Source organism: Rhizobacter sp. SG703 (genome assembly GCF_012275445.1).
Taxonomy (GTDB): Bacteria; Pseudomonadota; Gammaproteobacteria; order Burkholderiales; family Burkholderiaceae_C; genus Rhizobacter.
In genome coordinates this window covers 86,464-112,973 of record NZ_JAAZQK010000009.1, presented here as the reverse complement: position 1 = coordinate 112,973, position 26,510 = coordinate 86,464, and the positions used below count along the sequence as shown (strand labels likewise).

Sequence of the window (26,510 nt, the reverse complement as noted above, 5' to 3'; positions counted from 1 at the left end):
ATTCTGGTGCGGTCGCCCGGGGTCATCAAGCAATAATCTGGAAACCCATTCGTTCCCTGGAGGCATCAATGATCGAGCGCTCCGACCTGCTGCTGGTGAGCAGCGCGGCCGAGCTGGGGAGCCTGGCCGCCGCGGCGCGCCAGCTCGACCTGGCACCGCCGGCGGTGTCGAAGCGGCTGGCGGCGCTGGAGTCGCGGCTCGGGCTGCGGCTGTTCCACCGCAGCACGCGCCGGCTGCAGCTCACGCCGCATGGCGAGGCTTTCCTGGCGCAGGCGCGGTCGCTGCTGCAGGGCTTCGAGCAGCTGCAGGCGCAGCTGACCGAGCGCCACGACGAGCCGCGCGGCCTGATCCGGCTGTGCAGCTCGTTCGGCTTCGGCCATGCGTGGCTCGGGCCGCTGCTGGCGCAGTTCCATGCGGCGTACCCGCAGGTGCAGGTGCAGCTCCACCTGCGCGAGCAGCTGCCCGACCTGCGGGCCGCCGGCTTCGACGCCGCGGTGTGGCTGTGGGCGCCGCGCGATCCGAACGTCGTCACGCGCCGGCTGGCATCGAACCGGCGGATCATCGTCGGCGCGCCGGCCTACCTGCAGCGTGCCGGCGTGCCGCAGGCGCTCGACGAGCTCGCGCAGCATGCCTGCCTGGTCGTCAGCGAGAACGACGACCAGCCCGCCACCTGGCGCCTGCAGGACCTGTCGCCTCGCGGTGCCGCGGTGACGATGCGGGTGAACGGCCCGCTCGCGAGCAACAGCGGCGAGGTCGTGCGCGACTGGGCGCTGGCCGGCCACGGGCTGATGCTGCGCTCGCTGTGGGACGTGCACGAGCACCTGCGCAGCGGCCGCCTGCAACAGGTGCTGCCGCGCTACGCGATGCTCGATGCCGACGTGCACTGGGTGCTGCCGCCGCGCGCGCCGAACAGCAGCGTGCCGCGCCGAGTGCGCCTGCTTCAGCAGCAGCTCATTCAGGCCTTGGCGACGCCGCCGTGGCTGGCACCGCCGCACCAGCAGCCGGGGCCGGCGAGCGCACCACCAGCGCCACGCCGACGGCGGTGAGCGCCATGCCCAGCACCATCGTCGGCGTGATCGACTCGCCGAACAACAGCCAGGCCATCAGCGCGGTGGTCGGCGGCACCAGGTAGAGCAGGCTGGTGACGCGCGTGGCGGCGCCGCGCTGGATCAGCAGGTACAGCAGCGAGCTGCCGCCCAGCGTGAGGCCGATCACCGACCAGGCCATCGCGCCGATCAGGTGCGGATGGAACACGATCGCCTCGTGCTCGACCAGTGCCTCCCACAGCGCGACCGGCAGGCTGACCGCCAGCGCGGCCAGCAGCTGCACGGTGTTGGCGGTGCGCACGTCGCAGGGCGCGACGAAGCGCTTCTGGTACAGCGTGCCGACCGTGATGCACAGCAGCGCGAAGGCGGCAAGCGACAGGTTCCAGGCGGTCAGCTCGCCGGCACCGAGCTTGCGCCACACGACCAGCAGCAGGCCCGACAGGCCGAGCACCAGCCCGAGCCACTGGCGCGACGAGACGCGCGATTCGCCGTCGCCCGCGGTCGACATGACGCTGAGCCACACCGCCGTCAGCACCGGCTGCAGGCCGACCAGCAGCGCGATCGTGCCGGCGCCCATGCCCGACTTGACCGCGGCCCACACGCCGCCCAGGTAGCCGGCATGCATCAGCACGCCCGAGACCGCGAGGTGCAGCCACTGCGCGCGGCCGCTCGGCCAGGCCGCTCGCGAGATCGCGATCCACGCGCCGAAGCACAGCACCGACAGCGCGTAGCGCATCGACAGGAACGAGATCGGCGGCGCATGCGGCATGCCGTAGCGCGCGACGATGAAACCGGTGCTCCAGATCAGCACGAACACCGGCGGCATCGCCTGCAGCAGGCGGTCGCGCGCGCTGGTGGAGTTCATCGCACCTTGGCTCGGATCTCCGGCAGCGCCTTCTGCAGGTAGTACACCATCGACCAGATCGTCAGCACCGCCGATGCATAGATCAGCCAGGTGCCCCACAGCTGCGTGTCGATCAGGCCGAACAGCGTGCCGTGGTACAGCAGGAAGGGGATCGCGATCATCTGCACGGTGGTCTTCACCTTGCCGAGCATGTGCACCGCGACGCTGCGCGAGGCGCCGATCTGCGCCATCCATTCGCGCAGCGCCGAGATCGCGATCTCGCGGCCGATGATCACCAGCGCGATCAGCGCATGCAGCCGGCCCAGGTGCACCAGCACCAGCAGCGCGGCGCAGACGAGGAACTTGTCGGCCACCGGATCGAGGAAGGCGCCGAACGACGACGTCATGTTGAGGCGGCGCGCCAGGTAGCCGTCGGCCCAGTCGGTCAGCGCGACGACGATGAACAGCACCGTCGCGATCAGGTTCTGGTGCGGCTCCTTGACGTCGAGGTAGAACACCCCGACGACCAGCGGAATCGAAACGATGCGCGCCCAGGTCAGCAGCGTCGGGAGATTGAAGAACATGGGCGGCATTGTGCCCAAGTTCTTCAGGGATCCAGCGTGCGCGGCTTGAAGCGCTTGTCGTCGTCGAACAGGAAGGTTTCGACGAACTTCCAGGGCTTCGGCAGCTTCGACACATCGCCGAACGGCGCGGCGCGCTTGATCGCGTCGATCGCGATCTGCGTGGTCTCGGGCGCCTGGCCCGGGTAGCGCAGCACGTCGATGCGGCGCACGCTGCCGTCGGAGTTCAGCTCGACCTCGAGCACCGGGATCGCCAGCAGGATGTCGGGCGGGCGGCTCATGTAGGTGCCGTTCGGGTTCGACGCGACCATGCGGCGCGCGGCCTGCAGGCGCACTTCGTTCCAGTTGCGCACCGGGCCCGGCGCGGTCAGCTTGACGGAGCCGCCGGCCGATGGCGCAGGCGCAGCAGCAGCCGGTGCAGGGGCCGGCGCAGGCCGCGAAGCAGGTGCGGGCGCGGGAGTCGGTGCGGGTGGAGGCGTTCCGCAGCCGGCAAGCAAGAGAGCAAAGCCGCAGGCAAGCGACAACCAAGCGGACGCCGCGGAACCGGCTTTGCCGGGCCGCTGGCGGCGCCCCCTCGAGGGGGAGGCGCCGCAGGCGCCTCGGGGGTGGTCAATGCAGGGCACGATAGATCTCCTCCGCCAGTTCTCTGGAGATCCCCTCGACGGTGACGAGATCTTCCACGCTCGCATGGCCCACGCCACGCACGCCTCCGAAGCGCTGCAAAAGTTTCGCACGTTTCTTCGGCCCCACGCCAGGTATGTCTTCGAGCCGGCTGCCGCCGGTGCGCACGCTGGCACGCCGCGCGCGCATGCCGGTGATCGCGAAGCGGTGCGCTTCGTCGCGGATCTGCGCCACCAGCATCAGCGCCGCCGAATCCTTGCCGAGGTAGACCTTCTGGCGGCCGTCGGCGAACACCAGCTCCTCCAGGCCGACCTTGCGGCCCTCGCCCTTCTCGACGCCGACGATCAGCGACAGGTCGAGGCCGAGCTCCTCGAAGACCTCGCGCGCCATGCTGACCTGGCCGCGCCCGCCGTCGACCAGCACCAGGTCGGGCATGCGCACCGTGGCCGGCCCTTCCGAAGCTTCGGCCAGCACCGCGGCGATCTTGCTGTAGCGCCGCGTCAGCACCTGGCGCATCGCGGCGTAGTCGTCGCCGCCGGTCACACCCTCGATGTTGTAGCGGCGGTACTGCGCGTTCTGCATCTTGTGGGTCTCGAACACCACGCACGAGGCCTGCGTCGACTCGCCGGCGGTGTGGCTGATGTCGAAACATTCGATGCGGAATGTGTCCAGGTTCTCCGGCGACAGGTCCAGCGCCTCGACCAGCGCGCGCGTGCGCGCCTGCTGCGAGCCCTCCTCCGACAGCAGCCGCGCGAGCTTCAGCTGCGCGCCCTGGATGCACATGTCCAGCCACGCCCGGCGCGCGTCGCGCGGCTGGTGCTGCGCGGTCACCCGGGTGCCGCTGTGCTCGGTCAGCGCATCGATCAGCGCCTTGCCGACCGGGTGGCTCAGCACCAGCAGCGGCGGCACCTCGCTGTCGAGGTAGTGCTGTGCGATGAAGGCCTCCAGCACCTGTACCTCGGGCGATGCGCGCGCGGCAGCGTCGGCGGCCTCGGTCGCCTCACTCTGCGCGGCATCGGCTGCGATCTCGGTGGCGTCCTCGACGTGCGCCGGGAAGTACGGCCGGTCGCCCAGGTGCCGCCCGCCGCGCACCATCGCGAGGTTCACGCAGGCACGCCCGCCCTGCACTTTCACCGCGAGGATGTCGGCGTCCTTCGTCGACACGCCGGTGTTGTCCTCGACCGACTGCTGGTGCAGCACCTTCGACAACGCGCCGAGCTGGTTGCGGATCTCGGCGGCCTGCTCGAACTGCAGCGCCTCGGCGTGCGCCATCATCTGCGCCTGCAGCCCCTCCATCACCTCCTGCTGCTGGCCCAGCAGGAAGCGCTCGGCGTTCGCCACGTCGCGCGCATAGTCGTCGGCGGCGATGTAGTCGACGCAGGGGCCGGAGCAGCGCTTGATCTGGTACAGCAGGCAGGGCCGCGTGCGGTTGTTGAAGACGGTGTCTTCGCAGGTGCGCAGGTGGAACACCTTCTGCAGCAGCTGGATCGATTCCTTCACCGCCCACGCGCTCGGGTACGGCCCGAAGTAGCGGTGCCGGCGGTCCACCGCGCCGCGGAAGTACGCCATGCGCGGGAATTCGTGCGAGACGATCTTCAGGTAGGGGTAGCTCTTGTCGTCGCGGAACAGGATGTTGTAGCGCGGGTTGAGCGTCTTGATCAGGTTGTTCTCGAGCAGCAGCGCCTCGGCTTCCGAGCGCACGACCGTGGTCTCCATCCGCACGATCTTGCCGACCATGTGGCCGATGCGCGTGCCGCCATGGTTCTTCTGGAAGTAGCTCGAGACGCGCTTCTTCAGGTCGCGCGCCTTGCCGACGTACAGCACCGCGTCCTGCGCGTCGAAGTAGCGGTAGACGCCCGGCAGGCCGGGCAGCGCCAGCACCTCGGCGAGCAGGCGCTCGCGACCGGGATCGGCGGGCAGGCCGGAATCCGCGGGCGCTGCAGGTTCTTCTTCGGGCAACGACGTTGTCTCGTTCATCGCCCGGGATTGTGCCGCTGCCGATAATGCCGCGCATGCCGCAGCTGCAATGGGATCTCTTCTGCCGCGTCGTCGACAACTTCGGTGACGTCGGCGTGTGCTGGCGCCTCGCCGCCGACCTGGCCGCGCGCGGCGAACGGGTGCGGCTGTGGGTCGACGATGCGCGCGCGCTCGCATGGATGGCGCCGGGCGGCGCGGCCGGCGTCGAGCTGCAGGCATGGCCCGACGCGGAAGACGACACCCGGCCGGTCGGCGACGTGGTGGTCGAGGCCTTCGGCTGCGAGCTGCCGCCAGCGGTGCTGGTGCGCATCGCCGAGAAAGCGGCCGAAGCGCCGCGCAAGCCGGTATGGATCAACCTCGAATACCTGAGCGCCGAAGGCTATGTCGAGCGCAGCCACCGCCTGCGCTCGCCGCAGATGCACGGGCCGGCCCGCGGCTTCAGCAAGTGGTTTTTCTACCCTGGCTTCACGGCCGCCACCGGCGGGCTGCTGCGCGAGCCGGAGCTGATGGCGCAGCGCGAGGCTTTCGACCGCGACGCCTGGCTCGCGGCCCACCGGATCGCGCCGCAGCCGGGCGAGCAACTGGCCAGCCTGTTCTGCTACCAGGTGCCGTCGGTCGAGGCCTTGTTGGGTTGCCTGGACCACGCAGGCCACGAGCGCACGTTGCTGCTGGTGCCCGGCACCGCCCCGCCGCTGCCGGCGCTGCCGCCGTCGGTGCGGGTGCAGTCTCTGCCCTATCTCACGCAGCCCGACTTCGACCGGCTGCTGTGGGCCTGCGACCTGAATTTCGTGCGCGGCGAGGATTCGCTGGTCCGCGCGCTTTGGGCCGGCCGGCCGTTCATCTGGCAGATCTACCCGCAGCACGACGGCGTGCACGAACTGAAGCTGCAGGCCTTCCTCGATCGCTTCGACGCGTCGCCCGACATCCGCGCCGCATGGCGCGCCTGGAACGGCCTGCAGGCAGCGCCGGTCGCCGGTCCGGACCGCACGTCCTGGCAGGCGCAGTGCCTGATTTGGCGCAAAGCGCTGCTCGCCCAGACCGACCTCGCCAGCCAGTTGCTGTCTTTCGTCGCCGAATCGCTATAAAATCGCCGGCTTTGCGCGTTCTGGGTGATCGAGATTCCGGCGCGCGCTGATACCGCTGAACACGCCCGATCGACACCGCCCCACGGAAACCGTTATGAAAATCGCACAGGAAATTCGCGCAGGCAACGTGATCATGCACGACAAGAACCCGATGGTCGTGCTGAAAACCGAATACAGCCGCGGTGGCCGCAATGCCGCCACCGTGCGCATGAAGCTGAAGAGCCTCTTGAACAACTCGGGCACCGAAGTCGTCTTCAAGGCCGACGACAAGATGGACCAGATCATCCTCGACAAGAAGGAGTGCACCTACTCCTACTTCGCCGACCCGATGTACGCGTTCATGGACGCCGAGTACAACCAGTTCGAGGTCGAGGCCGAGAACATGGGCGACGCGGTGCAGTACCTCGAAGACGCGATGCCGGTCGAAGTGGTGTTCTACGACGGCAAGGCCATCTCGGTCGAACTGCCGACCAGCCTGGTGCGCGAGATCACCTACACCGAGCCGGCCGTCAAGGGCGACACCTCGGGCAAGGTGCTGAAGCCGGCGAAGCTGGCCACCGGCTTCGAGATCTCGGTGCCGCTGTTCGTCGAAACCGGCGACAAGATCGAGATCGACACCCGCACGCACGAGTACCGCAAGCGCGTCTGATCGCGCCGCCGGCACTCCCCGCCGCAAAGGGCACCCTCGGGTGCCCTTTTTGCTACCGTCCGTGACCATGAGCCCTGCCGCCGGCTTCGACTTCATCGCCGTCACCGCGCCGTTCCGGATGCAACCCGGCCTGCGCCGGCTCGCACCGGGCGCGCCGCAGTTGACGCCATCGCGGCCCGGCGATCCGACGCTGCGCGAAAAGCTGGAGGTGCTGCGGGATTTCCCCAGGCAGGCTCTGCTCGCCGCGCCCGGCTTCGATGCCGTCGCGGCCTTGCGGGCCCTGTGCGAGCACGCGGCGGCGGAGCATCCGGCGGCCTGGCAACGCGGCGGCGATGGCCGTTGGCATGCGCGATGGCTCGGGTGGTCGCTGCGGGGCGATGAACCGGTGCCTGAAGCCGACCCGGTGGCCGGGATCGGCCCCTGCCTGCAGGCCCTGCCCGGCCCGTGGCGGCTGCCGGCGCTGCTGAGCCTGGCCTTCGCCGAAGACTTCGCGGTCATCGACGGCGGCAGCGCCCGCATCCCGTGGCTCGCGGTCTGCCTGCCATCGAACTGGGCGCCCGAGGACAAGGTCGGCCGGCATTTCGCCGAGGTGCACGCGCCGGTCGCCGACAACCAGTTGCTCGTCAACGCCAGCGACCACCTCGCGCGGCTCGTCACGCAGGCCGACCGCTGGGAACGTTTCGTCTGGACGATCACGCGGCATCCGCGGCTGCACGCCCATCCGGACCGCGTCGACCCGGCGCCGTGGTCGCCGACCGCGACGGCCGACGAGCTCGCGGCGAGCGCCTTCTTCCGCACCGAGCACCAGACCTTCATTCCGGTGGCCGGCGCGCACCAGGCGGTGTTCACGATCCGCGTCGGCGTGGCACCGCTGGCCCGGGCGCTGGCCGACCCGGCGCAGGCCCGCCAGGTGCACGACGCGCTGTCGACGATGAGCCCGGCAGTGCTGGCCTACCGCGGCCTGACCGACGCGCGCGAGCGCCTGCTCGACTGGCTGTCGCGCCGCGCCGCATGAACACGCGCCCGATCGTGCCGGCGGAGCTCGGCTGGTCGCCGCAGGGGCTGCCGTTCTCGCCGCGCCATGGCGACGTCTACCACCCGCTCGCCGGCGCTGCGCAACAGGCCCTGCATGTGTTCCTCGGCGGCAACCAGCTGCCGCAACGCTGGCAGCGGCGCCCGCGCTTCGTCGTGCTGGAGACCGGGTTCGGCCTCGGCAACAACTTCCTCGCCACCTGGGATGCCTGGCAGCGCGATCCGCAGCGCTGCGACACGCTGCAGTTCATCTCGACCGAACTGAACCCGCTGCGGCGCGACGACCTGCCGCATGTCCCGCGCGAGCCGCAATGGGCCGCGCTCGCGCGCGAGCTCGAAGCCGCCTGGCCCCCGCTGACGCCGAACCTGCACCGCCTGTCGTTCGACGGCGGCCGGGTGCAGCTGCTGCTGGCGCTGGGCGACGCGCGCGCGTGGCTGCCCGAGCTGGTGGCCGAGGTCGATGCGTTCTACCTCGACGGCTTCGCGCCCGCGCGCAACCCCGACGCCTGGGACAGCCGGCTGCTGAAGACCCTCGGACGGCTTGCCGCGCCGGGCGCGACGGCGGCCACCTGGAGCGCCGCGCGCGCGGTGCGCGACGGACTGGTGACGGCCGGCTTCGAGGTCGAACGGGTGCCGGGACGCGGCGGCAAGCGCGACATCACGATCACCCGCTACGCGCCGGCCTTCGTGCCGCGCCGTGCGCCGGCCCGCGCCGCTCTTGCGTCGACGCAGCGCCGCGCGATCGTCGTCGGCGCCGGGCTGGCCGGCAGCGCCACTGCCGCCGCGCTCGCCGCGCAGGGCTGGCAGTGCGAGCTGCTCGACCGGCACGCGCAACCGGCGCAAGAGGCGTCCGGCAACCCGGCCGGGCTGTTCCACGGCATCGTCAATGCACAGGACGGCACGCACGCGCGCTTCAACCGCGCGGCGGCGCTGGAGATCGCCCGCGTGCTCGCCGGCGCGCTACGCGACGGCGTGCCCGGCGCGCTCGACGGCCTGCTGCGGCTCGAGACCACGCTGCCCGACGCGGCCGCGATGCAGGCGGTGATCGATCGGGTCGGCTTGCCGGCCGACTACGTGCAGGCGCTCGATGCCGATGCGGCTGCACGCCTCGCCGGCCTGGCGTTGCACCAGCCGGCCTGGTTCTACCCGCAGGGCGGTTGGGTGCGGCCCGACGCGCTGGTGCGCTGGTTCATCGCCCAGGGCGGCGAGCGGGTGCAATGGCGCGGCGGGCTGCGGGTCGAGTCGATCCACCGCGCGGAGGCAGACGACGACGGCGAGGGCGACTGGCAGTTGCGCGATGCGCAAGGCGCCACGATCGCCCGTGCGCCGGTCCTCGTGCTCGCCAACGCCGGCGACGCGCTGCGGCTGCTCGGCCACCCCGAGTGGACCGTCGACGCGGTGCGCGGGCAGCTGAGCTTCGCACCCGCCGACGCAGGCTGGGCGCTGCCGCGCCTCCCGGTGGCCGGCGCGGGCTACCTGCTGCCGTCGGTCGGCGGCCATGCGGTGTTCGGCGCCACCAGCGCCGTCGGCGACATGGCGCCCGACGTGCGAGAGACCGACCATGCGCTCAACCTCGCGCAGTACCAGCGGCTGACCGGCCAGGCCGCGCCGATCGCGGCGAACGAGCTGCAGGGCCGCACCGCGTGGCGCTGGGTCGCGGGCGACCGCTTGCCGGTCGTCGGCGCGGTGCCCGACCTGCAGGCCACCATCGCGCGGCCGATCGACCAGGTTCGCTTCGTGCCGCGCGTGCCGGGCCTGTTCGTGTTCACCGCGCTGGGGTCGCGCGGCATCACCTGGTCGGCGCTCGGAGCCGGCGTGCTGGCGTCGGCGATCACCGGCGCGCCGGCACCGCTGGAAAGCAGCCTGCTCGACGCGATCGACCCGGGCCGTTTCGTCGTCCGCCAGGTTGCACGCCAGGCGCGGCGCGACGCCCGCTGATCAGGGCCAGGTCGAGCGCAGCCAGCGCCGCAGCGCGGCCGCGACCCGTGGGTGGTTCAGCAAGGCCATGTGGCCGATGCCGTCGATCTCGACGCGCTCGACATCGCCGGCCAGCGCCGGGTCGCCCGCGCTGCCAGGCCGCACCAGCCCGTCGCCGAGCCCCGCGACCAGCCGCATCGGCACCGCCACCGTGTTCGGCGGCGCGCCATCGCGCAGGTCGCGGATGCCGCGGCTGCGCGCATCGGCCAGCCGGCTCAGCGGCCGCGTCATCGCCGACGCGTCCAGCACCGACGACAGCACCTGCCCGGCTCGCTCCAGCGGCGCGCCTCGGTGCGGCGTGCCCAGGCACACCAGCATGCGAATTCGTTCGAGCCACGGGCTGCCATCGGCCGCCGCCTGCTCGCAGGCCACGCGCGCGACCAGCCCACCCATGCTGTGGCCGACCAGCACGAGGCTGCCGACGCGCCCCGGCACCGACGCGATGAACGTCGTCAGCAGCGCCGACAGCGCGCGGCCGTTGTCGGCGATCGACAGCCCGCTGTTGTAGCGCAGGAAAAGCGGCGTCGCGCCGAACTCACGCGCGACCATCGCCGGGTAGGAATCGCCTTCGGAAGCACGGCGTGCGACCGTCCAGCTGCTGTCGTCGCAGGCCAGCCCGTGGACGAACAGGCAGACCCGCTCGCCCGGCGCCACGCCTTCGGGCAGCAAGGCCATGCGCACCGCCAGCGGGTTGCCGGCGGCTTGCAGCGCATCGCCGGCCACGCCGTTCAGCACGCTGCGCAGCGCCAGCTCGCGCGTGCCGGGCGGCCGTGTCGGATCGGTGAAGCGCTGCTCGGCATGGCCGGCCAGCGTGAGGACGGTGGCGCCGGTTTGGCGCACCGTCGCGTGGACCGCGGTGCTGATGGTGTCGTGCACCCGCTGCACCCAGCGGGCCGGCGCGGCGACGACGGGCACCTGCTGCACCGCCGCGAATGCCTGGTCCGCGATCGCCTGGTGCATCTGCTGCACCTGAGTGGAGGTGGCCTCGAAGCCGGCCCTCGCCGCAGCCGCCCAGGCACCCGGCGCCGGCGGCTTGCTGTGGCGAGCCATCGCGGGAGCGGCGCTCAGGGCGCCGGCTGGTCCCCGGCGCCGGCTTCCTGCGGCTCGCCGTCGGCCGGCTCGTCGCCCTGCCCGGCGTCGCCCGAACCCGGGCTGGTCTTGCGAAGCTCCTTCTCCTTCAGCTTCTCTTCCTTCTTCTTTTTCTTGGCCAGCTCGCGCTGGCGCTTTTCGAACGAGTAGTTGGGTTTGGCCATGGGCCGTCCTTTTCAGCGGATTCGGAACAGGCCCGAGGTTACGCCCTTTTTGGGGGCGCCAGACACCCGGGAGTGGATCAGAACGTCAGCGTCTTCACGCCCTGCGAGGTGCCCAGCAGGCACACGCCGGCCCGGTGGCGCGCGAAGATGCCGACGGTGACGACGCCGGGCCACTGGTTGATCTCGCGCTCCATCGCCAGCGGATCGATCAGCGCCATGCCGCGCACGTCGAGGATGCTGCAGCCGTTGTCGGTGACCACGCCGGCACGCAGTTGCGCGTCGCCGCCCAGGCCGCGCAGCCGCCGCGCGATCTGCGCGGCCGCCATCGGAATCACCTCCACCGGCACCGGGAAGCGGCCCAGCGTGTCGACCAGCTTCGATTCGTCGGCGATGCAGACGAAGGTCTTCGCGATGTCGGCGACGATCTTCTCGCGCGTGAGGGCCGCGCCGCCGCCCTTGATCATGAAGCCGTGGTGGTCGATCTCGTCGGCGCCGTCGACGTAGACCGGGATGCTGTCGACCGCATTGCTGTCGAGCACCGCGATGCCGTGCGCGCGCAGCCGCTCGGAGCTTCGCTCGCTGCTGGAGACCGCGCCGACGATGCTGTCCTTGATGCCGGCCAGCGCGTCGATGAAGCAGTTCACCGTGGAGCCGGTGCCGACGCCGACGACGCTGCCGGGTTGCACGTAGGCCAGCGCGGCCTGGCCGACGAGGGCCTTCAATTCATCCTGGGTCATGGGCGCAGTCATGGGCGGATCGTGGGCGGGCACGCGTTTGAGACAATCCGCGATTATCCAAGACGCTGCTCCTTCCCCACCCATCCCCCGATCTCCATGGCCCTGGTTCCGTACGCCCTCACCCGCCCGTTCCTGTTCGGCCTCGACCCCGAGCAGGCGCACGACCTGACGCTCGGCGCACTGGCGCGCCTGCAGCGCACGCCGCTGATCTGCGCGGTCGCGCAGCCGCGGGTCGACGATCCGGTCACGCTGGCGGGCATCCGCTTCCCGAACCGCATCGGGCTGGCGGCCGGACTCGACAAGAACGGGCGCTGCATCGACGGCCTGGCCGCGATGGGGTTCGGCTTCATCGAGGTCGGCACGGTGACGCCGCTCGGCCAGCCGGGCAACCCGAAGCCGCGCATGTTCCGGCTGCCGCAGGCGAACGCGCTGATCAACCGGCTGGGTTTCAACAACCACGGGCTCGACGCCTTCATCGCCAACGTGAAGCAGGCGCGCTTTCGCTCGCAGGGCGGCGTGCTGGGGCTGAACATCGGCAAGAACGCCGCGACGCCGATCGAGCGCGCGGTCGACGACTACCTGCTGTGCCTGGACGGCGTGTACCCGCATGCCGACTACGTGACGGTCAACATCTCGTCGCCGAACACGAAGAACCTGCGCGCGCTGCAAAGCGACGAGGCGCTCGATGCGCTGCTGTCGGCGGTGCAGGCGCGCAAGCAGCAGCTGGCGCAGCAGCACGGGCGCAGCGTGCCGGTGTTCGTGAAGATCGCACCCGACCTCGACGAGGCACAGGTCGGCGTGATCGCCGCCACGTTGAAGAAGAACGCGATCGACGGCGTGATCGCGACCAACACGACGATCGCGCGCGACGCGGTGAAGCACCTGCCGCATGGCGAAGAGGCCGGCGGCCTGAGCGGCGCGCCGGTGCTGCAGGCGTCGAACCGCGTGATCGCGCAACTGCGCGCGGCGCTCGGCGCGGGCTACCCGATCATCGGCGTCGGCGGCGTGCTGAGCGGTGCCGACGCGCAATCGAAGATCGCGGCCGGCGCCGACCTGGTGCAGCTCTACACCGGGTTCATCTACAAGGGCCCGGCGCTCGTCACCGAGGCCGCACGGGCCTTGAAGAAGTAGGCGTCAGATCAAGGGCACGCCGGTCTTCGCCTGCAGCTCTTCGCGGGTGACCCCCGGCGCGATCTCGACCAGCTTCAGCCCCTGCGGCGTCACGTCCATCACCGCGAGGTCGGTGATGATGCGGTTGACGACGCCGACGCCGGTCAGCGGCAGCGTGCAGGCCGGCAGGATCTTCAGGTCTTCGGTGCCGTCCTTCTTGCGCGCGACGTGCTCCATCAGCACCAGCACCCGCGCGACACCGGCCACCAGGTCCATCGCGCCGCCCATGCCCTTGACCATCTTGCCGGGGATCATCCAGTTGGCCAGGTCGCCCTTGTCGCTGACCTGCATCGCGCCGAGGATGCTCAGGTTGATCTTGCCGCCGCGGATCATCGCGAAGCTGTCGTGCGAACCGAAGATCGACGACCCGGGGATGGTGGTGACGGTCTGCTTGCCGGCGTTGATCAGGTCGGCATCGACCTGGTCGGCGGTCGGGAACGGGCCGATGCCGAGCATGCCGTTCTCGCTTTGCAGCCACACCTCGATGTCGCTGCGCACGTGGTTGGCCACCAGCGTCGGCAGCCCGATGCCGAGGTTGACGTAGAAGCCGTCCTGCAGCTCGGCGGCGGCCTTGGCGGCCATTTGGTCGTGGGTCCAGGCCATGGTCAGGCTCCTGCTTTCTCGGTCGCTTTTTCGGTGATGGTGCGTTTCTCGATGCGCTTCTCCGGGTGCGCGTTCAGCACCAGCCGGTGCACGTAGATGCCCGGCAGGTGGACCGCATCGGGATCGATCGAGCCGGTCTCGACGATCTCTTCGACCTCGACGACGGTGACCTTGCCGGCCATCGCGACGGCCGGGTTGAAGTTGCGCGCGGTGCGGCGGAACACCAGGTTGCCGCTGCGGTCGGCCTTGTGCGCCTTCACCAGGCTCACCTCGGGCAGCAGCGCGCGCTCCATCACGTAGACGGCGCCGTCGAACTCGCGGGTTTCCTTGCCTTCGGCCACCAGCGTGCCGACGCCGGTCTTCGTGAAGAAGGCCGGGATGCCGGCGCCGCCGGCGCGCAGCTTCTCGGCCAGCGTGCCCTGCGGCGTGAACTCGAGCTCCAGCTCGCCGGCCAGGTACTGGCGCTCGAACTCCTTGTTCTCGCCGACGTAGCTGGAGATCATCTTCCTGATCTGCCGCGTCTCGAGCAGCTGGCCGAGGCCGAAGCCGTCGACGCCGGCGTTGTTCGAGATCACCGTGAGGTTCTTCGCGCCGCTGTCGCGCAGCGCGCCGATCAGGGCCTCGGGGATGCCGCACAGCCCGAAGCCGCCGACGGCCAGCAACTGGCCGTCGCGCACGATGCCTTTCAGGGCATCGGCGGCACTGGCGTACACCTTGTTCATGGAGCGTCTCCTGCGCAGTGGAAATCAGCCGCGAAGCGTACTACGTAACGCGTTACGTAGGCCGCGACGGCGGTACGTAGAAATGACTAGGGTCAAGCGCGAAGAGGCGGCGCGCCGCCACCCGCCGGGCACGCCGTTTGCCCTGCTGCCCGTTGCCCCCGGGCGCCCCTCAGCAGCTTCAGGAGATCGACGCGATGAAGATCCACGCACTCGTCATCATGCTGGCCGGACTGGGGCTTCAGGCCACCGCCCCGGCGGCAGAGCACGGCTCGGCCGGGTTCACGCTGGACCCGATCACCACCATCGCGGCGAGCCGCGATGCGCCGCGCGAGCCGGGCGATGTCGGCAACTGGCTGACCGGCAACTACATCAGCAGTCAGATGTACACGGCGCCGGACCAGAGCGGCACGACGCAGCGCTACGAGAACGTCGTCGGCCCGAACGGTCTGGAGTTCAGCGCACCGTTCGGCGAGTCGAACCGGCTGTTCCCGGCACTCGGCGGATCGCAGCTGTCGACACGCGCCTACAGCACGACGAACAGCCTGGGCGTGAGCTGGGCGACCGATGTGCCGACCGACAACGCCAGTGCGAGCATCGAGTGGCAACGCTTCGTGAAGGTGGATCCACATGGGTCGATCACGCTGTCGGGGCTGGCGACGCTGGACCGGAGCAACCCGCACCCGCTGTCGACGCACTACCAGTTCGCGCCGGGCGGCAACTACAACCTCGCGACGCTGACGCTGAGCGACGACAGCGTCTACCAGCACGCCGTCAGCCTGCAGGCCTGGATCCTGGACGACGACCCGACCGTGTGGAACGACCCGTCGCAGGCCCACGCCAGCGGCCCGGACGTCTTCACCTACAGTGCCGACTCCTTCGGCGCGCTGTCGTTGACGCTGCACAACGATTCCAGCACGCCGCTGTTCGCGAGCCTGGGCGTGTTCGCCTTCAGTTCGGTGCAGGCGATCCCGGAGCCGGCCACCGTGCTGATGATGGCGCTCGGTGTCGGGCTGGTGGCATGGCGGCTGCGCCGGCGCGGCACCGCCCGCCTGGCGCCGCTGCTGCTCGCCGGGTTGGGCACCTCCGGTCTCGTCCATGCCGAAGCGCATGGCAGTGCGTCGTTCACGCTGGACCCGATCGTCACACTGGCACCGACGCCCGACGCGCCGCGCCTGCCCGGCAGCGCGGGCACCTGGTGGACCGGCAATACCGTCCGGTCGAGCTTGTCGAGCGGGCATGCGAACGGCGACAACGTGCGCCATGACCTCCAGTACCCGATGCAGAACGGCCTGGATTTCAGTCCCCCGTTCGGCGTGGGGGCCCGCCAGCAGCCGCCGCTGCCCGGCTCGGCGCTGTCGACCGAGGCGCATTCGGGCCCGAACCACCTGGGGGTGAGCTGGCGAACCGACCTGCCCACCGACACCGCCGATGCCGAGATCAGCTGGTACCGCGCGTTCAAGCTCGATCCGTATGCGTCGCTGACGCTGTCCGGCATCGCAACGCTCGATCGCAGCGATGCCCATCCGCTGTCGACGCACTACGAAACCGAGACCGTCAACGACGAGTACTACCACGTCGCGACCGCGAGCCTGCGCGACGAGCAGGCCTCGCGGCACGAGGTTTCGCTGCGCGCATGGATGCTGAACCGCGATCCGTTCGACTACGGGGCCGGCTCGCAGGGCCGCGTCGCCAGCCCGGACGACTTCACGTACAGCGCCGATTCCTTCGGCGCGCTGTCGCTGACGGTGCACAACCACAGCGCGCTGCCGCTCTTCGCCGCGTTCGAGATTGTCGCGTTCAGCAATCCGATGGCGGCGGTGCCCGAGCCGGCGACGGCACTGATGCTGGTGTTGGGTGCCGGCTGGGTGGGCTGGCGCGTTCGGCGCCGGGGTGCGGCGACGACCGAGGTGTCTGCCGCCTGAGACACCCCGCTCACTTGAGCAGCGGCTCGCCGAGGCAAGACTGGATCCGTGTCACGTCGACGCAGGCCGATGCCGGCTTCGGAAACAGCCGGACGGACGGGATGCGGCAAGGCTTGCCATCTGCAACGGACGTGCAGACGCCTGCTGCGCCAGTGGGAAGCAACGCGCGACGATCCCGTGCCATCTCATCGAGGCATGCCGCCGACTCACGAGCCCGTTTGAACAACGGCGACCCCAGCGCGTCGCGGTCCCGGTCGCGCTCTGCCAACGCGAAGCCCATGTTGCAGTGCTGCTCGAGATCGAGGGCCAGCGCCCTTGCGAAACCCGGGGTCGACCAGCACGTGCCCTCTGGAGAAGACTGCTCCTGAAACTGCACGGCGCCTCTCCAGTGGGCGTCGCCCGTCATGATGTACGCGTGCGCATTCGGGAAGTTGGGACAGGTCGAACTGCTGTGCGACGGCCGGGGACATCTTCTGCAGGGCAGGCTCTTCGGTCCCCCTTGCGTGGCAGCCGGCCGCAAGCACGGCGGTCAAGCAGATCGCAACGAGATCTGCCCAGCGGCTTCCACCCCGTACCATGCTCCCATGCCCACCCTCGACTACCGCACCGCCTTCGACCTCGCCCCCGTCGGACTGGTGCTGTCGCGCAACCGGTTGATGGTCGATTGCAACCAGCAGGTGCTCGCGATGTTCGGCGCGGCGCGCGAGCAGCTCGTCGGCCAGTCGTTCGAGATGCTGTACCCGACGCACGAGGAGTTCGAGCGCACCGGCGAGCGCATCGTCGCCGCGCTCGATGCCGACGGCTGGTATGCCGACGAACGCGTGATGAAGCGCGTCGACGGCCCGCAGCGCGGCGAGCTGTTCTGGTGCCACGTGTCGGGCCGCGCGCTCGACCCGGCGCAACCGCACGCGGCCGGCATCTGGAGCTTCGAAGACCTGTCGTCGCGCCGCAAGCTGAAGGCCGAGCTGACCGCCCGCGAACGCGAGATCGCGGCGCTGCTGATCGAAGGCCTCACCAGCAAGCTGATCGGCAAGCGGCTGGGCATCAGCCCGCGCACCGTCGACGTCTACCGCGCGCGGCTGATGCGCAAGTACGGCGCGGCGACGACGCCGGAGCTGATCTACAAGCTGCTGGCGGCCTGAGCGGTGGAGGCTCGACGGCACCAGCCTGCGAACCCCCGGCATGCCTGCCTGCGTCGCACGTCGAACTACTTCAACAGGGGTTCGCCCAGGCATTGCTGCACCCGACCGATGTCGACGCATGAGTTCGCCGGCAAGGCTTCCAGCTCTTTCGCCACGGTCTGCAGGCAGGTGAACGACTCGCGCGCTCGCGAGAACATCGGCGACTTCAGCAACTGCTTGTCGCGCTCTTCGCTGGCCAGTGCAAGTCCCACTTCGTAGTGCTGCGCGAGGTCCATCTTCATGCCATGAATGAACCGGCCGCTGGCTTCGAGACAGGCCGCAGTGGCCGAGGATTCCTGCACCGCCCTCTTCCGCTGGAACTGCACCAGGGAACGCCACTGCGCGTCTGCCGACATCAGGTAAGCGTAGGAGGTCGGGAAGTTGGGATACGAGTTGGAATAGGCCTTGTACGCCACTTCGTAATCCTGGCGCCTGTAGGCACTGTCGCCGAGCGCATTCAAGCGCTTGGCAGCGTTGCGACCTTCTGCCGTCTGCTTGCTGCGCGCAGCCTGAAGATCGGCGAGTACCCGCGCAGCGTCGGGAGAGGTCGCCGTGCCGTCCGCATGCGCCGTCGTCAGTGCCGACACGAGCACCCCGACGAGCGCTGCCAGACGCATCGTGCGCCATCCGGTTGGGGCCTTCATCGCGCCCGCTCCGGCGTGCCCTTGACCGTCAACTGTGCAACGCTGGCTCCATCGCTTCCGCGGTGGCTGATCAGCGCCTCGTGCACGTCATTCCAGCGAGCAAGGTCGAGCACCGTCACGCAGCCATCGGACACATTGCCGACGTGCACGTACCGGCTGTTGTCGCCGAAGCGGATCGGGAACCAGACCTGGTCGAACTTCATGCCGGGCGCACCTTCTCGGTAGTACTGCGTCATGTTCTTGTCGTGCGGTGCATCCGGCAGCAGCACCGCGTAACTTCCAGGGGGCAAGGGGTAGAAGAGCCCGCGCCAGTCGGAGTTCATCGTCACCTGCACCTGGATGCTGCCGATGGACATCGTTGCCATCTGCTGATCGATGTTCAGTTTTCGAACCGACGAATGCCACGCTGCTTCAAAGCGCCCATAGGTGACCACGATCTGTGCCGCAGACTGGACGGGCGCACGGATGCCGAGATACTCCTTGGCGTTCGCATCGCCGAGGCTCATCACCTGGCCCTTGTGGTGGCCATCCAGCACCTTGAAGTAGGTTCGCCCATCGGCGAAGTGCGTCATGGCCAGCTTCGTGTACTTGCACAGCGGCACGAGGCCCGTCCGGCTCTCGGGCTTGACCTGCAGCCAGCCGTCGCTCGCCACCTTGTTCACGTACATCACCTGACCGATCGGCGCGCCTGCATGGCGCTGCGTGCTGACGATGTGTCCTGTGGCAGGGACTCGGGCTCCGGTCATCGACGTTCCTCAATGGCCTGCATGGCCGCCTGTGGCGCTGGATCATACGAAGGCCAGGCCGGTCCGTGAGGTGACTTTCGCCATCGCGCGCCCCAGAACACGTCCGAGCTACGCCACCGCCACCGTCGCGCGGACCCGGAACACCGCCCCACCCCCGGGCGCCGCCTCGGCGCTGATCCGCCCGCCCATCGCGTCGACGATCTGCCGCGTGATCGCCAGCCCGAGGCCTGCGCCCTGCCGCAGCTTCTGCCCCTGCACGCCCTGCGCATACGGCTGGAACAGGCGCTGCCGATCCTCGTCGCTCAGCCCCGGTCCGGTGTCGTACACGTCGAGCTCCAGCTGCACGGCCGTGCCCTCGCCCTTCAGCCGGCCCTGCACCGTCACCTCGCCCTCGCGCGTGAACTTGATCGCATTGCCCACCAGGTTGTTGACGACCTGGCGCAACCGCTGCGCGTCGATCAGCACGCGCGCCGCGCCGTCGGCCTCCAGCGTGGCCCGGAAGCCCAGGCCCTTGCCCTGTGCGCTCAGTTCCAGCGGCGCGATCATCTGCAGCCACAGCACCGCGAACTCGGTCGGCGCCAGCTGCAGCTCCACCTTGCGCTCCAGCTGCTGCTCGTACTGCAGCGTCGTCTCCAGCAGGCTGCGAAACCCCTCGGCCGATTCGCTGATCGCGTCCGCCAACCGCTGCCGGCGCTCGGGCGGCAGGCTCTCTTTCAACATCTGCGCGCCGGTGCCGATCGCGCCGATCGTGCCGCGCAGCTCGTGCGTCAAATAGCTGATGAAGCGGCCGCGTGCGGCGGTGCTCTCTTCGGCCAGGCGCCGCGCATCGCGCTCGATCTGTCGTGCCTGCCGCAGCCGCCGGTTGCCGCGCCGCAGCAGCAGCAACCAGGTCAGCAGCACCAGCAGCGTCGCCAGCAGCAGCGCGCCCAGGCGCACCGCCTGCTCGCGGCTCATGCTCAGCGTGCCGCTGCCCAGCAGCCAGCGGCGCTCGATATCGTCGGCCTCGCTCGCGCTCACCGCATCGAGTCCCTTGCGCAGCAGGTGCGACAGCTCCGGCAGGTCGCGCCGCACCGCGAAATACAGCTCGCTGTCGGCGTCGCCCAGCGTGCCGGTCACGCGCACGCGGCCGGTCAGGCCGTCGTTGATCAGCTGGTTCACCACCTTCAGGTTGCCGATCGCGAGATCGGCCCGGCCGTCGGCCACCGCCTTCAGCGCGCCTTCCTGCGTCGGGAAGGTCAACAGCCGGATCGCCGGATAGCGGGTGCTCAGCTGCGGGATCAGGAAGTGGTCCTGCAGCAGCGCCAGGCGCATCGGGCCGACCTCGCCCAGCCGGGTCACCAGCGGCCCGTCCGGGCTGCGCGTGACGATGCCGGTGGGCACGCGCAGGAACGGGCCGACGAAATCGAAATCCTCGCGCCGCTGCGCGGTGCGGGCGGCCCCGACCAGCACGTCGATCTCGCCGTTGACGCCGCGCTGGTACATCTCGGCGAAGCTGCCGCCGGTCTCGCTCTCGATCGTCACGCCGACCTTGCCGGCGGCCAGGCGGATGAAGTCGGCGCCCAGCCCGCGCAGCTGCGTCAGGTCGTTGCGCAGCGTGATCGGCGCGAAGGCCGCGTCGTAGCCGACCCGGATGCGCCCGTGCGCATCGACCCAGCGGCGCTCGGCATCGGTCAGCACCGCGCTGCCCGGCACGCCGTCGGCATCGTCGGGCAGCCAGCGCCGCGCCAGCTGCGCCTGCTCGCTCTGCGTCACCGAGGCCATCGCCTTGTCGAGCACCGCATGCAGCAGCGGCAGGTCGCGCCGCACCGCCGGGCCCAGCGCCGTGAGCCCCGGCCCGAAGCCGCCGCGCACCTGCACGTTGGCCAGCAGGTTCTTCTCGATGTAGTGCACCGCGACGTGGCGGTAGCCGATGTAGACATCCGCATCGCCCGACGCGACGGCCCGCAGCGCGGCCTCGGCGCTGTCGTGGCGCTGCACCTGCGCGCCGGGAAAGCGCGACGCCAGCAGCCCGTCGGCCGCCGACGCCGCTTCGACCGCGACGCGGTAGCCGCCGAACTCGGTGGCCGGCGACACGTCGGAGATGTCGCGGCGCACTGCCAGCACCATGTTCGCGCCGAGCATCGGCCGGGTGTGCAGCAAGACGCCGGCGCCATCGGCCGGCGCCGGCACGAAGGCCACCGCATCGAGCTCGCCGCGTGCCAGCGTCTCCATCAGCACGGCCTGGCTCGGCGAGCGCTGGTAGTCGAAGCGCAGCCCGGTGCGCTCGGCCAGCAGGTCCATCAGCTCGATCACGTAGCCCTGCGGCCGCGCGGCGTTCGCATCGAACGTGAAATACGGCGGCAACCCGGGCGAGGTGCCGATGCGCACAACAGGGTGCTCGGCGATCCAGGCCCGCTCGACGTCGGTCAGCCGCAGCGTGACGGCTGGCGGCTGCGACTGCGGCTGGGCCGCGGCCGGCAGGCTGAACGCAGCGGCCAGGCCGATCACGGCCGCCAACCGGTGGCACCAGGTCCTCGCTCCGCTCATGAGACTCCGCTCAGTTCGTCGATCAGTTCGCCGCCGCCGTATCGCCGGCGCAGGTCCGTCGTGTCAGTCCTGCCGGCTCACGCCCAATTCCTGGTACAGCCGCGCCACCAGCGCCCGCAATTCGTCGACCTCGCGCTTCAGGCTCAGCTGCTGCGCCTTCAAGGCCGCCAGCTCGCTGGTGGCGACGAAGTCGTCGTCGCTCGCGGCCACCGGCATCGCCGAGGTGTCGACCGCGCCGCTCAGCAGGTGCGTCCAGCGCGCCTCGCGCGCACCCGGCGCGCGAGGCAGCTTCACCACCAGCGGGCCACCCTTCTCGTCGGCGCGCGTCGCCAGTTCGTCGAGGAAGGCCTCGACCGACGAGGTGTCGGCAAAACGGTGCAGCCGCTCGCAGTTGGCGCGCAGCTCGGACGCCGTCTGCGGCCCGCGCAGCATCAGCACCGCGAGCAGCGCGACCGATTGCGACGGCAGCGCGAGCGCGCGGCCGAGGTTGTGCTCGTAGCGGCTGACGCGCGAGCCGCTGGATTCGAACGCGAGGCTCAGCGCCTTCAGCGCGTCGGCCGCGGCCTGCACCTCGGCGTCGGTCGCGTTCATCACCGGATCGCGCGCGGTCTTCTGGTTGCAGCCGGCCACCAGCGAATTCAGCGACAGCGGGTAGCTGTCGGGCACGGTGGCGGCCTTCTCGACCAGCACGCCCAGGGCCCGCGCCTCCAGCAAGGTCAACGGACGCAAACTCACACCGCGAACCCGTCGTCGGCCTGCACCACCGCACCGTTGACGAAGTGGCTCTCGTTCGCGCACAGCATCATCAGCACGGCGTCGAGGTCCTGCGGCTGGCCGATGCGCTTGCGCGGCATCATCTCGATCAGCTTCTTCCCCTGCTCGGTCTTCCAGTGGTGGTGGTTGATCTCGGTGTCGATGTAGCCGGGGCAGATCGCGTTGACGTTGATGCCGTAGCGGCCCCATTCGAGCGCCATCGCACGCGTCATGTGGATGACGGCCGACTTGCTCATGCAGTACACGCCGATCTGCCCGAGCACCTTGAGCCCGGCCATCGATGCGATGTTGACGATGCGCCCGCCGGTGAAGGTGCCGGGCGCCGAGCCCTGGGCGCGCGCCAGCATGCGCTTGGCCACCTCTTGCGCGACGAAGAACGCGCCCTTGGTGTTGGTGTCCATCACGTAGTCGTAGTCGTCGGGCGTCACGTCGGTGAGCCGCTGCGTGGTGCTGACGCCGGAGTTGTTGACGAGGATGTCGAGGCTGCCCATCTCGGTCTCGGCATGCGCGACGGCCGCCTTGATGCTGCCGTGGTCGGTGACATCGAGCTTGACGACGTGGGCATCGCCGCCATCGGCCTCGATTTCGGCGCGCAGCGCCTTCAGGCGTTCGACGCGGCGACCGGCCAGCACGACGGCGGCACCGGCCTTCGCGAGGGTCTTCGCGAACTGGGTGCCCAGCCCGCTGGAGGCACCGGTGACCAGCGCGACGCGGCCGGCGAGATCGATGCTGTAGCTCATGTTCCTGGCTCCTGGATTTGTTTGGTGTGGCATGAGGCCACCAAAGACCCGGGGTCTGCGGCGGCCGGAGGTGTCGGGCAAGATAGCACGAACCCTTTGCCGAACTGCCGCCAGGAGTCCGATGAACCCGACCTTGTTCCGCCCGCTCGCACTGCGCGAACTTCAACTCCCGAACCGCGTGATCGTCGCGCCGATGTGCCAGTACTCGGCCGTCGACGGATCGGCCACCGACTGGCACGTGATGCACCTCGGCGCGATGACGCAGGGAGGCGCCGCGCTGACGCTGATCGAGGCGACCGGCGTCAGCGCCGAGGGGCGCATCACCCCCGACTGCCTCGGCTTGTGGAGCGATGCCAACGAAGCCGCGCTGGCCCGGGTGCTGGCGGCGATCCGCCCGCATGCGAAAGGCGCCATCGGCATCCAGCTGGCGCATGCCGGCCGCAAGGCCTCGAGCGCGCCGCCTTGGAAGGGCGGGCAGCTGATCGGTCCGCAGGACGGCGGCTGGATGCCGTGGGCCCCGTCGGCGGTGCGCCAGCGGCCTGAAGAGGCGCCGCCGCATGCGATGAGCGAGGACGACATCCGCACCGTGATCGCGCAGTTCGTGCGGGCGGCCGAGCGCGCGCAGCGGCTGGGGCTGGACGCGATCGAGCTGCACTGCGCGCACGGCTACCTGATGCACCAGTTCCTGTCGCCGATCAGCAACCAGCGTACCGATGCGTGGGGCGGCAGCCTGGAGAACCGGATGCGCCTGCCGCTGGCGGTGTTCGATGCGGTGCGCGCGGTGTGGCCGGCGCACAAGCCGCTGGGCGTGCGGGTGTCGGCCACCGACTGGATGGAGCACGTCGACGCGCCAAGTTGGACGTTGCCGCAGACGGTGGAGTTCGCGAAGGCCTTGAAGACGCACGGTTGCGATTTCATCGACGTGTCGTCGGGCGGGATCACGTCGCAGCAGCAGATCAAGCTGGGCGCAGGCTACCAAGTGCCTTTCGCGCGGGCCATCAAGGAAGCGGCCGGCCTGCCGACGATGGCGGTCGGGCTGATCACCGAGCCGGCGCAGGCCGAGCAGATCCTCGTCGACGGCGATGCGGACATGGTGGCGCTGGCCCGGGGGATGCTGTGGAACCCGCGTTGGGTGTGGCATGCGGCAGCGGCGCTGGGGGCGCAGGTGGCGCCGCCGCCGCAGTACGGGAGGGCTGCGCCGCGGGGGCATGCGGACGTCCTCGCGGGGGTACCGTTTGGCGGACGGTAGGCGCTTTTGCCTGCGCGGGGGGGGGGCGGTTCACTGCGTGAGGCTGCTGCCGGGTCTCGCCCCGGCGGGCGAGTCACTTTCATTTGTCTTGCCAAATGAAAGTAACCAAAGCAAAGGCGCCTGAACCCGAACACCATACGGCTCGTTCTGCACGCTGCGGACAACACGGCCACGCCGCTAGAACCCCACCTTGGTTGGGATTGTTGTGCGTTCTTCCCATCCAGCTCGCTGCGCATCGCCTGGGCCCGAAGTGGCATTCGGGCTACGCAACCCGAAGCGGGGCGTGTGAGGAAAAAGGAAGGGCAACAATCCCAAGCAAGGTGGGAGTGCAGCGGCGTGGCCGTGTTGTCCGCAGCGAGCCAGAACGAACCGTAGGGTGTGTGTTGAGGCGCTTTGCTTTGGTTACTTTCATTTGAGCCAGCAAATGAAAGTGACTCGCCCGCCGGGGCGAGACCCGGCAATGCCACCCGAAGCGAAACCCGGCCATGCTGAAAAAGAACGATCGTTCTTTTTAGCCCTCGGCGTCGATACAATGCCGCGCACCGAGACAAGCGCCGCGCAGCGCCCAGGACACAAGGAACGACATGACCCCCGAAGCCATCCTCGAGCAACACGGCCCGCGCGAATCCATGGAGTACGACGTCGTGGTCGTCGGCGGCGGCCCCGGCGGCCTCGCGACGGCCATCAAGCTGAAGCAGTTGGCTGCGGCCCAGGGCAAGGAGATCTCGGTCGTCGTGCTCGAGAAGGGCTCCGAGCCCGGCGCCCACATCCTCAGCGGCGCCATCATGGACCCACGTGCCCTCACCGAGCTGTTCCCGAACTGGAAGGAACTCGGCGCGCCGCTGAACCAGCCGGTCGCCCATGACGAGATGCTGTTCCTCAGCCAGGCCGGCACGCTGCGCACGCCGCAGTTCCTGATCCCGGGCAGCCTGCACAACGCCGGCAACTACATCGTCAGCCTCGGCAACGTCGTGCGCTGGCTCGGCCAGCAGGCCGAGGCGCTCGGCGTCGAGATCTTCCCCGGCTTCGCGGCCACCGAAGTGCTCTACAACGCCGACGGCTCGGTCAAGGGCATCGCCACCGGCAACCTGGGCGTCGGCAAGGACGGCGAGCCGACCGGCGAGTTCCAGCTCGGCATGGAACTGCACGCGAAGTACACGGTGTTCGCCGAAGGCGCGCGCGGCCAGCTCGGCCGGCAGCTGATCGCGCGCTTCAAGCTCGACGACGGCCGCGATCCGCAGACCTATGCGCTCGGCATCAAGGAGCTGTGGGAGATCGACCCCGCGAAGGCCAGGCCCGGCCACGTGATCCATTCGCTCGGCTGGCCGATGGACAACAGCACCTACGGCGGCGGTTTCCTGTACCACGCGGAAGACAACAAGGTCACGCTCGGCTTCATCACCGGGCTCGAGTACAGCAACCCGTGGCTGAGCCCGTTCGAGGAGATGCAGCGCTGGAAGACGCACCCCGCGATCCGCGCCTGCCTCGAAGGCGGCAAGCGCATCGGCTACGGCGCGCGCGCGATCACCTGCGGCGGGCTGATGAGCCTGCCGAAGTTCGTGTTCCCCGGCGGCGCGCTGGTCGGCTGCGAGGCCGGCTTCCTGAACTTCTCGCGCATCAAGGGCAGCCACGCCGCGATCAAGACCGGCATGCTGGCCGCCGAGGCGGCATTCGCTGCCGTCACCGCCGGCCGCCAGCACGACGAGCTGGTCGCCTACCCGCAGGCCTTCGAGAAGAGCTGGCTGCACGAAGAGCTGCAGGCCTCGCGCAACACCAAGCAGTGGATGAAGAAGGGGCTGTTCCTGTCGTCGATCATGAACGGCATCGAGCTGTGGCTGCTGCCCAAGCTCGGCTTCAAGGCGCCGCCGTGGACCATCCACAGCACCGTGCCCGACAACCTGCGGCTGAAGCCGGCTGCCGACTGCCCGAAGATCGACTACCCGAAGCCCGACGGCAAGCTGACCTTCGACAAGCTCTCCAGCGTGTTCATCAGCAACACCAACCATGGCGAGAACCAGCCGGCGCACCTGACGCTGAAGGACGCGGCCGTGCCGGTGGGCATCAACCTCGCGAAGTACGCCGGTCCCGAAGCCCGCTACTGCCCGGCCGGCGTCTACGAGTTCGTGAAGACCGAGGCCGGCCAGGACCGCCTGCAGATCAACGCGCAGAACTGCGTGCACTGCAAGACCTGCGACATCAAGGACCCGACGCAGAACATCGTGTGGGTCGCGCCCGAAGGCGGTGGCGGCCCGAACTACGCAAGCATGTAAACGGCCCCCCAGTCGCTTCGCTCCTGCCCCCACGGGGCGCCTCCCCTCGGCCCGGCAAAGCCGGATCCTGGGGAGTGGCTTGATGGTCGCGGCGCTTCGCGCGCGTGGGCATGCGAACGGCATTCGCTTGGCAGCAACAAGCCGGCAACGTTGACAGGTTG

The 26,510-nt window shown here is 69.8% G+C and carries 25 protein-coding genes; 10 read left to right on the top strand and 15 right to left on the bottom strand.

Features of this window, described 5'->3' with window-relative positions; all coding sequences use genetic code 11:
- Positions 1–68 precede the first annotated feature (68 nt).
- Positions 69–1,046, top strand: coding sequence for a LysR family transcriptional regulator (locus FHT26_RS19875; RefSeq protein ID WP_210427499.1), 978 nt, complete (start codon positions 69–71; stop codon positions 1,044–1,046).
- Here the strand turns inward: FHT26_RS19875 and FHT26_RS19870 are convergent.
- The 4 genes from FHT26_RS19870 to uvrC form a co-directional block, all read right to left on the bottom strand.
- Positions 952–1,911: a DMT family transporter gene (locus FHT26_RS19870; RefSeq protein ID WP_168561847.1), complete on the bottom strand. Its 960-nt coding sequence runs from the start codon at positions 1,909–1,911 to the stop codon at positions 952–954. The two genes, FHT26_RS19875 and FHT26_RS19870, sit on opposite strands and share 95 nt — an antisense overlap.
- Positions 1,908–2,474 carry a CDP-diacylglycerol--glycerol-3-phosphate 3-phosphatidyltransferase gene (pgsA, locus tag FHT26_RS19865; RefSeq protein ID WP_168561846.1) on the bottom strand — a complete coding sequence of 189 codons (567 nt, stop codon included), beginning with the start codon at positions 2,472–2,474 and terminating at the stop codon, positions 1,908–1,910. Before pgsA ends, FHT26_RS19870 begins: the two co-directional genes overlap by 4 nt.
- Positions 2,475–2,497: 23 nt before the next feature.
- A complete protein-coding gene (locus FHT26_RS19860; RefSeq protein WP_246868010.1) occupies positions 2,498–2,824 on the bottom strand; it encodes a hypothetical protein in 327 nt (108 codons plus the stop codon).
- 256 nt (positions 2,825–3,080) lie between these two features.
- Positions 3,081–5,069 carry an excinuclease ABC subunit UvrC gene (gene uvrC / locus FHT26_RS19855; protein WP_168561844.1) on the bottom strand — a complete coding sequence of 663 codons (1,989 nt, stop codon included), beginning with the start codon at positions 5,067–5,069 and terminating at the stop codon, positions 3,081–3,083.
- A 26-nt stretch (positions 5,070–5,095) separates the two neighbouring features.
- On the opposite strand from uvrC, the gene earP reads away from it, so the two are divergent.
- The 4 genes from earP (at position 5,096) to mnmC (ending at position 9,773) form a co-directional block, all read left to right on the top strand.
- Positions 5,096–6,154 (top strand): elongation factor P maturation arginine rhamnosyltransferase EarP, encoded by a 1,059-nt coding sequence (earP, locus tag FHT26_RS19850; protein WP_168561843.1) that lies wholly within the window; start codon positions 5,096–5,098, stop codon positions 6,152–6,154.
- Positions 6,155–6,248: 94 nt separating this feature from the next.
- Positions 6,249–6,803 (top strand): elongation factor P, encoded by a 555-nt coding sequence (gene efp, locus FHT26_RS19845; protein ID WP_056814225.1) that lies wholly within the window; start codon positions 6,249–6,251, stop codon positions 6,801–6,803.
- A gap of 67 nt (positions 6,804–6,870) precedes the next feature.
- The gene (locus FHT26_RS19840; protein ID WP_168561842.1) at positions 6,871–7,818 is read left to right on the top strand and encodes a heme-dependent oxidative N-demethylase subunit alpha family protein; all 948 of its coding nucleotides are present in this window, start codon (positions 6,871–6,873) and stop codon (positions 7,816–7,818) included.
- Complete coding sequence (gene mnmC, locus FHT26_RS19835; protein ID WP_168561841.1) at positions 7,815–9,773, top strand: bifunctional tRNA (5-methylaminomethyl-2-thiouridine)(34)-methyltransferase MnmC2/FAD-dependent 5-carboxymethylaminomethyl-2-thiouridine(34) oxidoreductase MnmC1; 1,959 nt, start codon at positions 7,815–7,817, stop codon at positions 9,771–9,773. Before FHT26_RS19840 ends, mnmC begins: the two co-directional genes overlap by 4 nt.
- On the opposite strand, the gene FHT26_RS19830 is transcribed toward mnmC, so the two are convergent.
- The 3 genes from FHT26_RS19830 to rpiA all read right to left on the bottom strand — a co-directional run bounded on the left by FHT26_RS19830 (position 9,774) and on the right by rpiA (position 11,802).
- Positions 9,774–10,862, bottom strand: coding sequence for a PGAP1-like alpha/beta domain-containing protein (locus tag FHT26_RS19830; RefSeq protein ID WP_168561840.1), 1,089 nt, complete (start codon positions 10,860–10,862; stop codon positions 9,774–9,776).
- Positions 10,863–10,876: 14 nt separating this feature from the next.
- Positions 10,877–11,065, bottom strand: coding sequence for a hypothetical protein (locus FHT26_RS19825; protein ID WP_168561839.1), 189 nt, complete (start codon positions 11,063–11,065; stop codon positions 10,877–10,879).
- Between the two features lie 77 nt (positions 11,066–11,142).
- A complete protein-coding gene (rpiA, locus tag FHT26_RS19820; RefSeq protein ID WP_210427512.1) occupies positions 11,143–11,802 on the bottom strand; it encodes a ribose-5-phosphate isomerase RpiA in 660 nt (219 codons plus the stop codon).
- A gap of 96 nt (positions 11,803–11,898) precedes the next feature.
- Here rpiA and FHT26_RS19815 point away from each other — a divergent pair, with 96 nt between their 5' ends.
- A complete protein-coding gene (locus FHT26_RS19815; RefSeq protein ID WP_168561837.1) occupies positions 11,899–12,933 on the top strand; it encodes a quinone-dependent dihydroorotate dehydrogenase in 1,035 nt (344 codons plus the stop codon).
- A gap of 3 nt (positions 12,934–12,936) precedes the next feature.
- Here the strand turns inward: FHT26_RS19815 and FHT26_RS19810 are convergent, their stop codons facing one another.
- The gene (locus FHT26_RS19810; RefSeq protein ID WP_168561836.1) at positions 12,937–13,575 is read right to left on the bottom strand and encodes a 3-oxoacid CoA-transferase subunit B; all 639 of its coding nucleotides are present in this window, start codon (positions 13,573–13,575) and stop codon (positions 12,937–12,939) included.
- Positions 13,576–13,577: 2 nt separating this feature from the next.
- A complete protein-coding gene (locus FHT26_RS19805) occupies positions 13,578–14,297 on the bottom strand; it encodes a CoA transferase subunit A (RefSeq protein ID WP_168561835.1) in 720 nt (239 codons plus the stop codon).
- A 194-nt stretch (positions 14,298–14,491) separates the two neighbouring features.
- Between FHT26_RS19805 and FHT26_RS19800 the strand changes: the two genes are divergently transcribed.
- A complete protein-coding gene (locus tag FHT26_RS19800) occupies positions 14,492–16,219 on the top strand; it encodes a PEP-CTERM sorting domain-containing protein (RefSeq protein ID WP_168562004.1) in 1,728 nt (575 codons plus the stop codon).
- A gap of 10 nt (positions 16,220–16,229) precedes the next feature.
- On the opposite strand, the gene FHT26_RS19795 is transcribed toward FHT26_RS19800, so the two are convergent.
- Complete coding sequence (locus FHT26_RS19795) at positions 16,230–16,595, bottom strand: hypothetical protein (protein WP_168561834.1); 366 nt, start codon at positions 16,593–16,595, stop codon at positions 16,230–16,232.
- Positions 16,596–16,803: 208 nt separating this feature from the next.
- On the opposite strand from FHT26_RS19795, the gene FHT26_RS19790 reads away from it, so the two are divergent.
- Positions 16,804–17,361, top strand: a complete 558-nt coding sequence (locus FHT26_RS19790; RefSeq protein WP_168561833.1) for a LuxR C-terminal-related transcriptional regulator — start codon at positions 16,804–16,806, stop codon at positions 17,359–17,361.
- 65 nt (positions 17,362–17,426) lie between these two features.
- On the opposite strand, the gene FHT26_RS19785 is transcribed toward FHT26_RS19790, so the two are convergent.
- The 5 genes from FHT26_RS19785 to FHT26_RS19765 all read right to left on the bottom strand — a co-directional run bounded on the left by FHT26_RS19785 (position 17,427) and on the right by FHT26_RS19765 (position 22,830).
- Entirely contained in the window at positions 17,427–18,044 is a 618-nt protein-coding gene (locus tag FHT26_RS19785) for a hypothetical protein (protein WP_168561832.1), read from the bottom strand.
- Entirely contained in the window at positions 18,041–18,790 is a 750-nt protein-coding gene (locus FHT26_RS19780; protein WP_168561831.1) for a hypothetical protein, read from the bottom strand. The genes FHT26_RS19785 and FHT26_RS19780 overlap by 4 nt, the downstream gene beginning before the upstream one ends.
- 108 nt (positions 18,791–18,898) lie before the next feature.
- Entirely contained in the window at positions 18,899–21,316 is a 2,418-nt protein-coding gene (locus FHT26_RS19775) for a transporter substrate-binding domain-containing protein (RefSeq protein WP_168561830.1), read from the bottom strand.
- 63 nt (positions 21,317–21,379) lie between these two features.
- Positions 21,380–22,051, bottom strand: a complete 672-nt coding sequence (locus FHT26_RS19770; protein WP_349238187.1) for a YceH family protein — start codon at positions 22,049–22,051, stop codon at positions 21,380–21,382.
- Complete coding sequence (locus FHT26_RS19765; protein WP_056814187.1) at positions 22,048–22,830, bottom strand: SDR family oxidoreductase; 783 nt, start codon at positions 22,828–22,830, stop codon at positions 22,048–22,050. Before FHT26_RS19765 ends, FHT26_RS19770 begins: the two co-directional genes overlap by 4 nt.
- A 121-nt stretch (positions 22,831–22,951) precedes the next feature.
- Here FHT26_RS19765 and FHT26_RS19760 point away from each other — a divergent pair, with 121 nt between their 5' ends.
- Entirely contained in the window at positions 22,952–24,079 is a 1,128-nt protein-coding gene (locus tag FHT26_RS19760; protein ID WP_168561829.1) for an NADH:flavin oxidoreductase/NADH oxidase, read from the top strand.
- 584 nt (positions 24,080–24,663) lie between these two features.
- On the top strand, positions 24,664–26,349 hold the full coding sequence (locus FHT26_RS19755) for an electron transfer flavoprotein-ubiquinone oxidoreductase (protein ID WP_168561828.1): 1,686 nt from the start codon (positions 24,664–24,666) through the stop codon (positions 26,347–26,349).
- The last annotated feature ends 161 nt before the right edge of the window (positions 26,350–26,510 follow it).

Coding starts and splice junctions, on each gene's coding strand:
- FHT26_RS19875 (WP_210427499.1), top strand. CDS start 69: ATGATCGAGCGCTCCGACCTGCTGCTGGTGAGCAGCGCGGCCGAGCTG.
- FHT26_RS19870 (WP_168561847.1), bottom strand. CDS start 1,911: ATGAACTCCACCAGCGCGCGCGACCGCCTGCTGCAGGCGATGCCGCCG.
- pgsA (WP_168561846.1), bottom strand. CDS start 2,474: ATGTTCTTCAATCTCCCGACGCTGCTGACCTGGGCGCGCATCGTTTCG.
- uvrC (WP_168561844.1), bottom strand. CDS start 5,069: ATGAACGAGACAACGTCGTTGCCCGAAGAAGAACCTGCAGCGCCCGCG.
- earP (WP_168561843.1), top strand. CDS start 5,096: ATGCCGCGCATGCCGCAGCTGCAATGGGATCTCTTCTGCCGCGTCGTC.
- efp (WP_056814225.1), top strand. CDS start 6,249: ATGAAAATCGCACAGGAAATTCGCGCAGGCAACGTGATCATGCACGAC.
- FHT26_RS19840 (WP_168561842.1), top strand. CDS start 6,871: ATGAGCCCTGCCGCCGGCTTCGACTTCATCGCCGTCACCGCGCCGTTC.
- mnmC (WP_168561841.1), top strand. CDS start 7,815: ATGAACACGCGCCCGATCGTGCCGGCGGAGCTCGGCTGGTCGCCGCAG.
- FHT26_RS19830 (WP_168561840.1), bottom strand. CDS start 10,862: ATGGCTCGCCACAGCAAGCCGCCGGCGCCGGGTGCCTGGGCGGCTGCG.
- FHT26_RS19825 (WP_168561839.1), bottom strand. CDS start 11,065: ATGGCCAAACCCAACTACTCGTTCGAAAAGCGCCAGCGCGAGCTGGCC.
- rpiA (WP_210427512.1), bottom strand. CDS start 11,802: ATGACCCAGGATGAATTGAAGGCCCTCGTCGGCCAGGCCGCGCTGGCC.
- FHT26_RS19815 (WP_168561837.1), top strand. CDS start 11,899: ATGGCCCTGGTTCCGTACGCCCTCACCCGCCCGTTCCTGTTCGGCCTC.
- FHT26_RS19810 (WP_168561836.1), bottom strand. CDS start 13,575: ATGGCCTGGACCCACGACCAAATGGCCGCCAAGGCCGCCGCCGAGCTG.
- FHT26_RS19805 (WP_168561835.1), bottom strand. CDS start 14,297: ATGAACAAGGTGTACGCCAGTGCCGCCGATGCCCTGAAAGGCATCGTG.
- FHT26_RS19800 (WP_168562004.1), top strand. CDS start 14,492: ATGAAGATCCACGCACTCGTCATCATGCTGGCCGGACTGGGGCTTCAG.
- FHT26_RS19790 (WP_168561833.1), top strand. CDS start 16,804: ATGCCCACCCTCGACTACCGCACCGCCTTCGACCTCGCCCCCGTCGGA.
- FHT26_RS19785 (WP_168561832.1), bottom strand. CDS start 18,044: ATGAAGGCCCCAACCGGATGGCGCACGATGCGTCTGGCAGCGCTCGTC.
- FHT26_RS19780 (WP_168561831.1), bottom strand. CDS start 18,790: ATGACCGGAGCCCGAGTCCCTGCCACAGGACACATCGTCAGCACGCAG.
- FHT26_RS19775 (WP_168561830.1), bottom strand. CDS start 21,316: ATGAGCGGAGCGAGGACCTGGTGCCACCGGTTGGCGGCCGTGATCGGC.
- FHT26_RS19765 (WP_056814187.1), bottom strand. CDS start 22,830: ATGAGCTACAGCATCGATCTCGCCGGCCGCGTCGCGCTGGTCACCGGT.
- FHT26_RS19760 (WP_168561829.1), top strand. CDS start 22,952: ATGAACCCGACCTTGTTCCGCCCGCTCGCACTGCGCGAACTTCAACTC.
- FHT26_RS19755 (WP_168561828.1), top strand. CDS start 24,664: ATGACCCCCGAAGCCATCCTCGAGCAACACGGCCCGCGCGAATCCATG.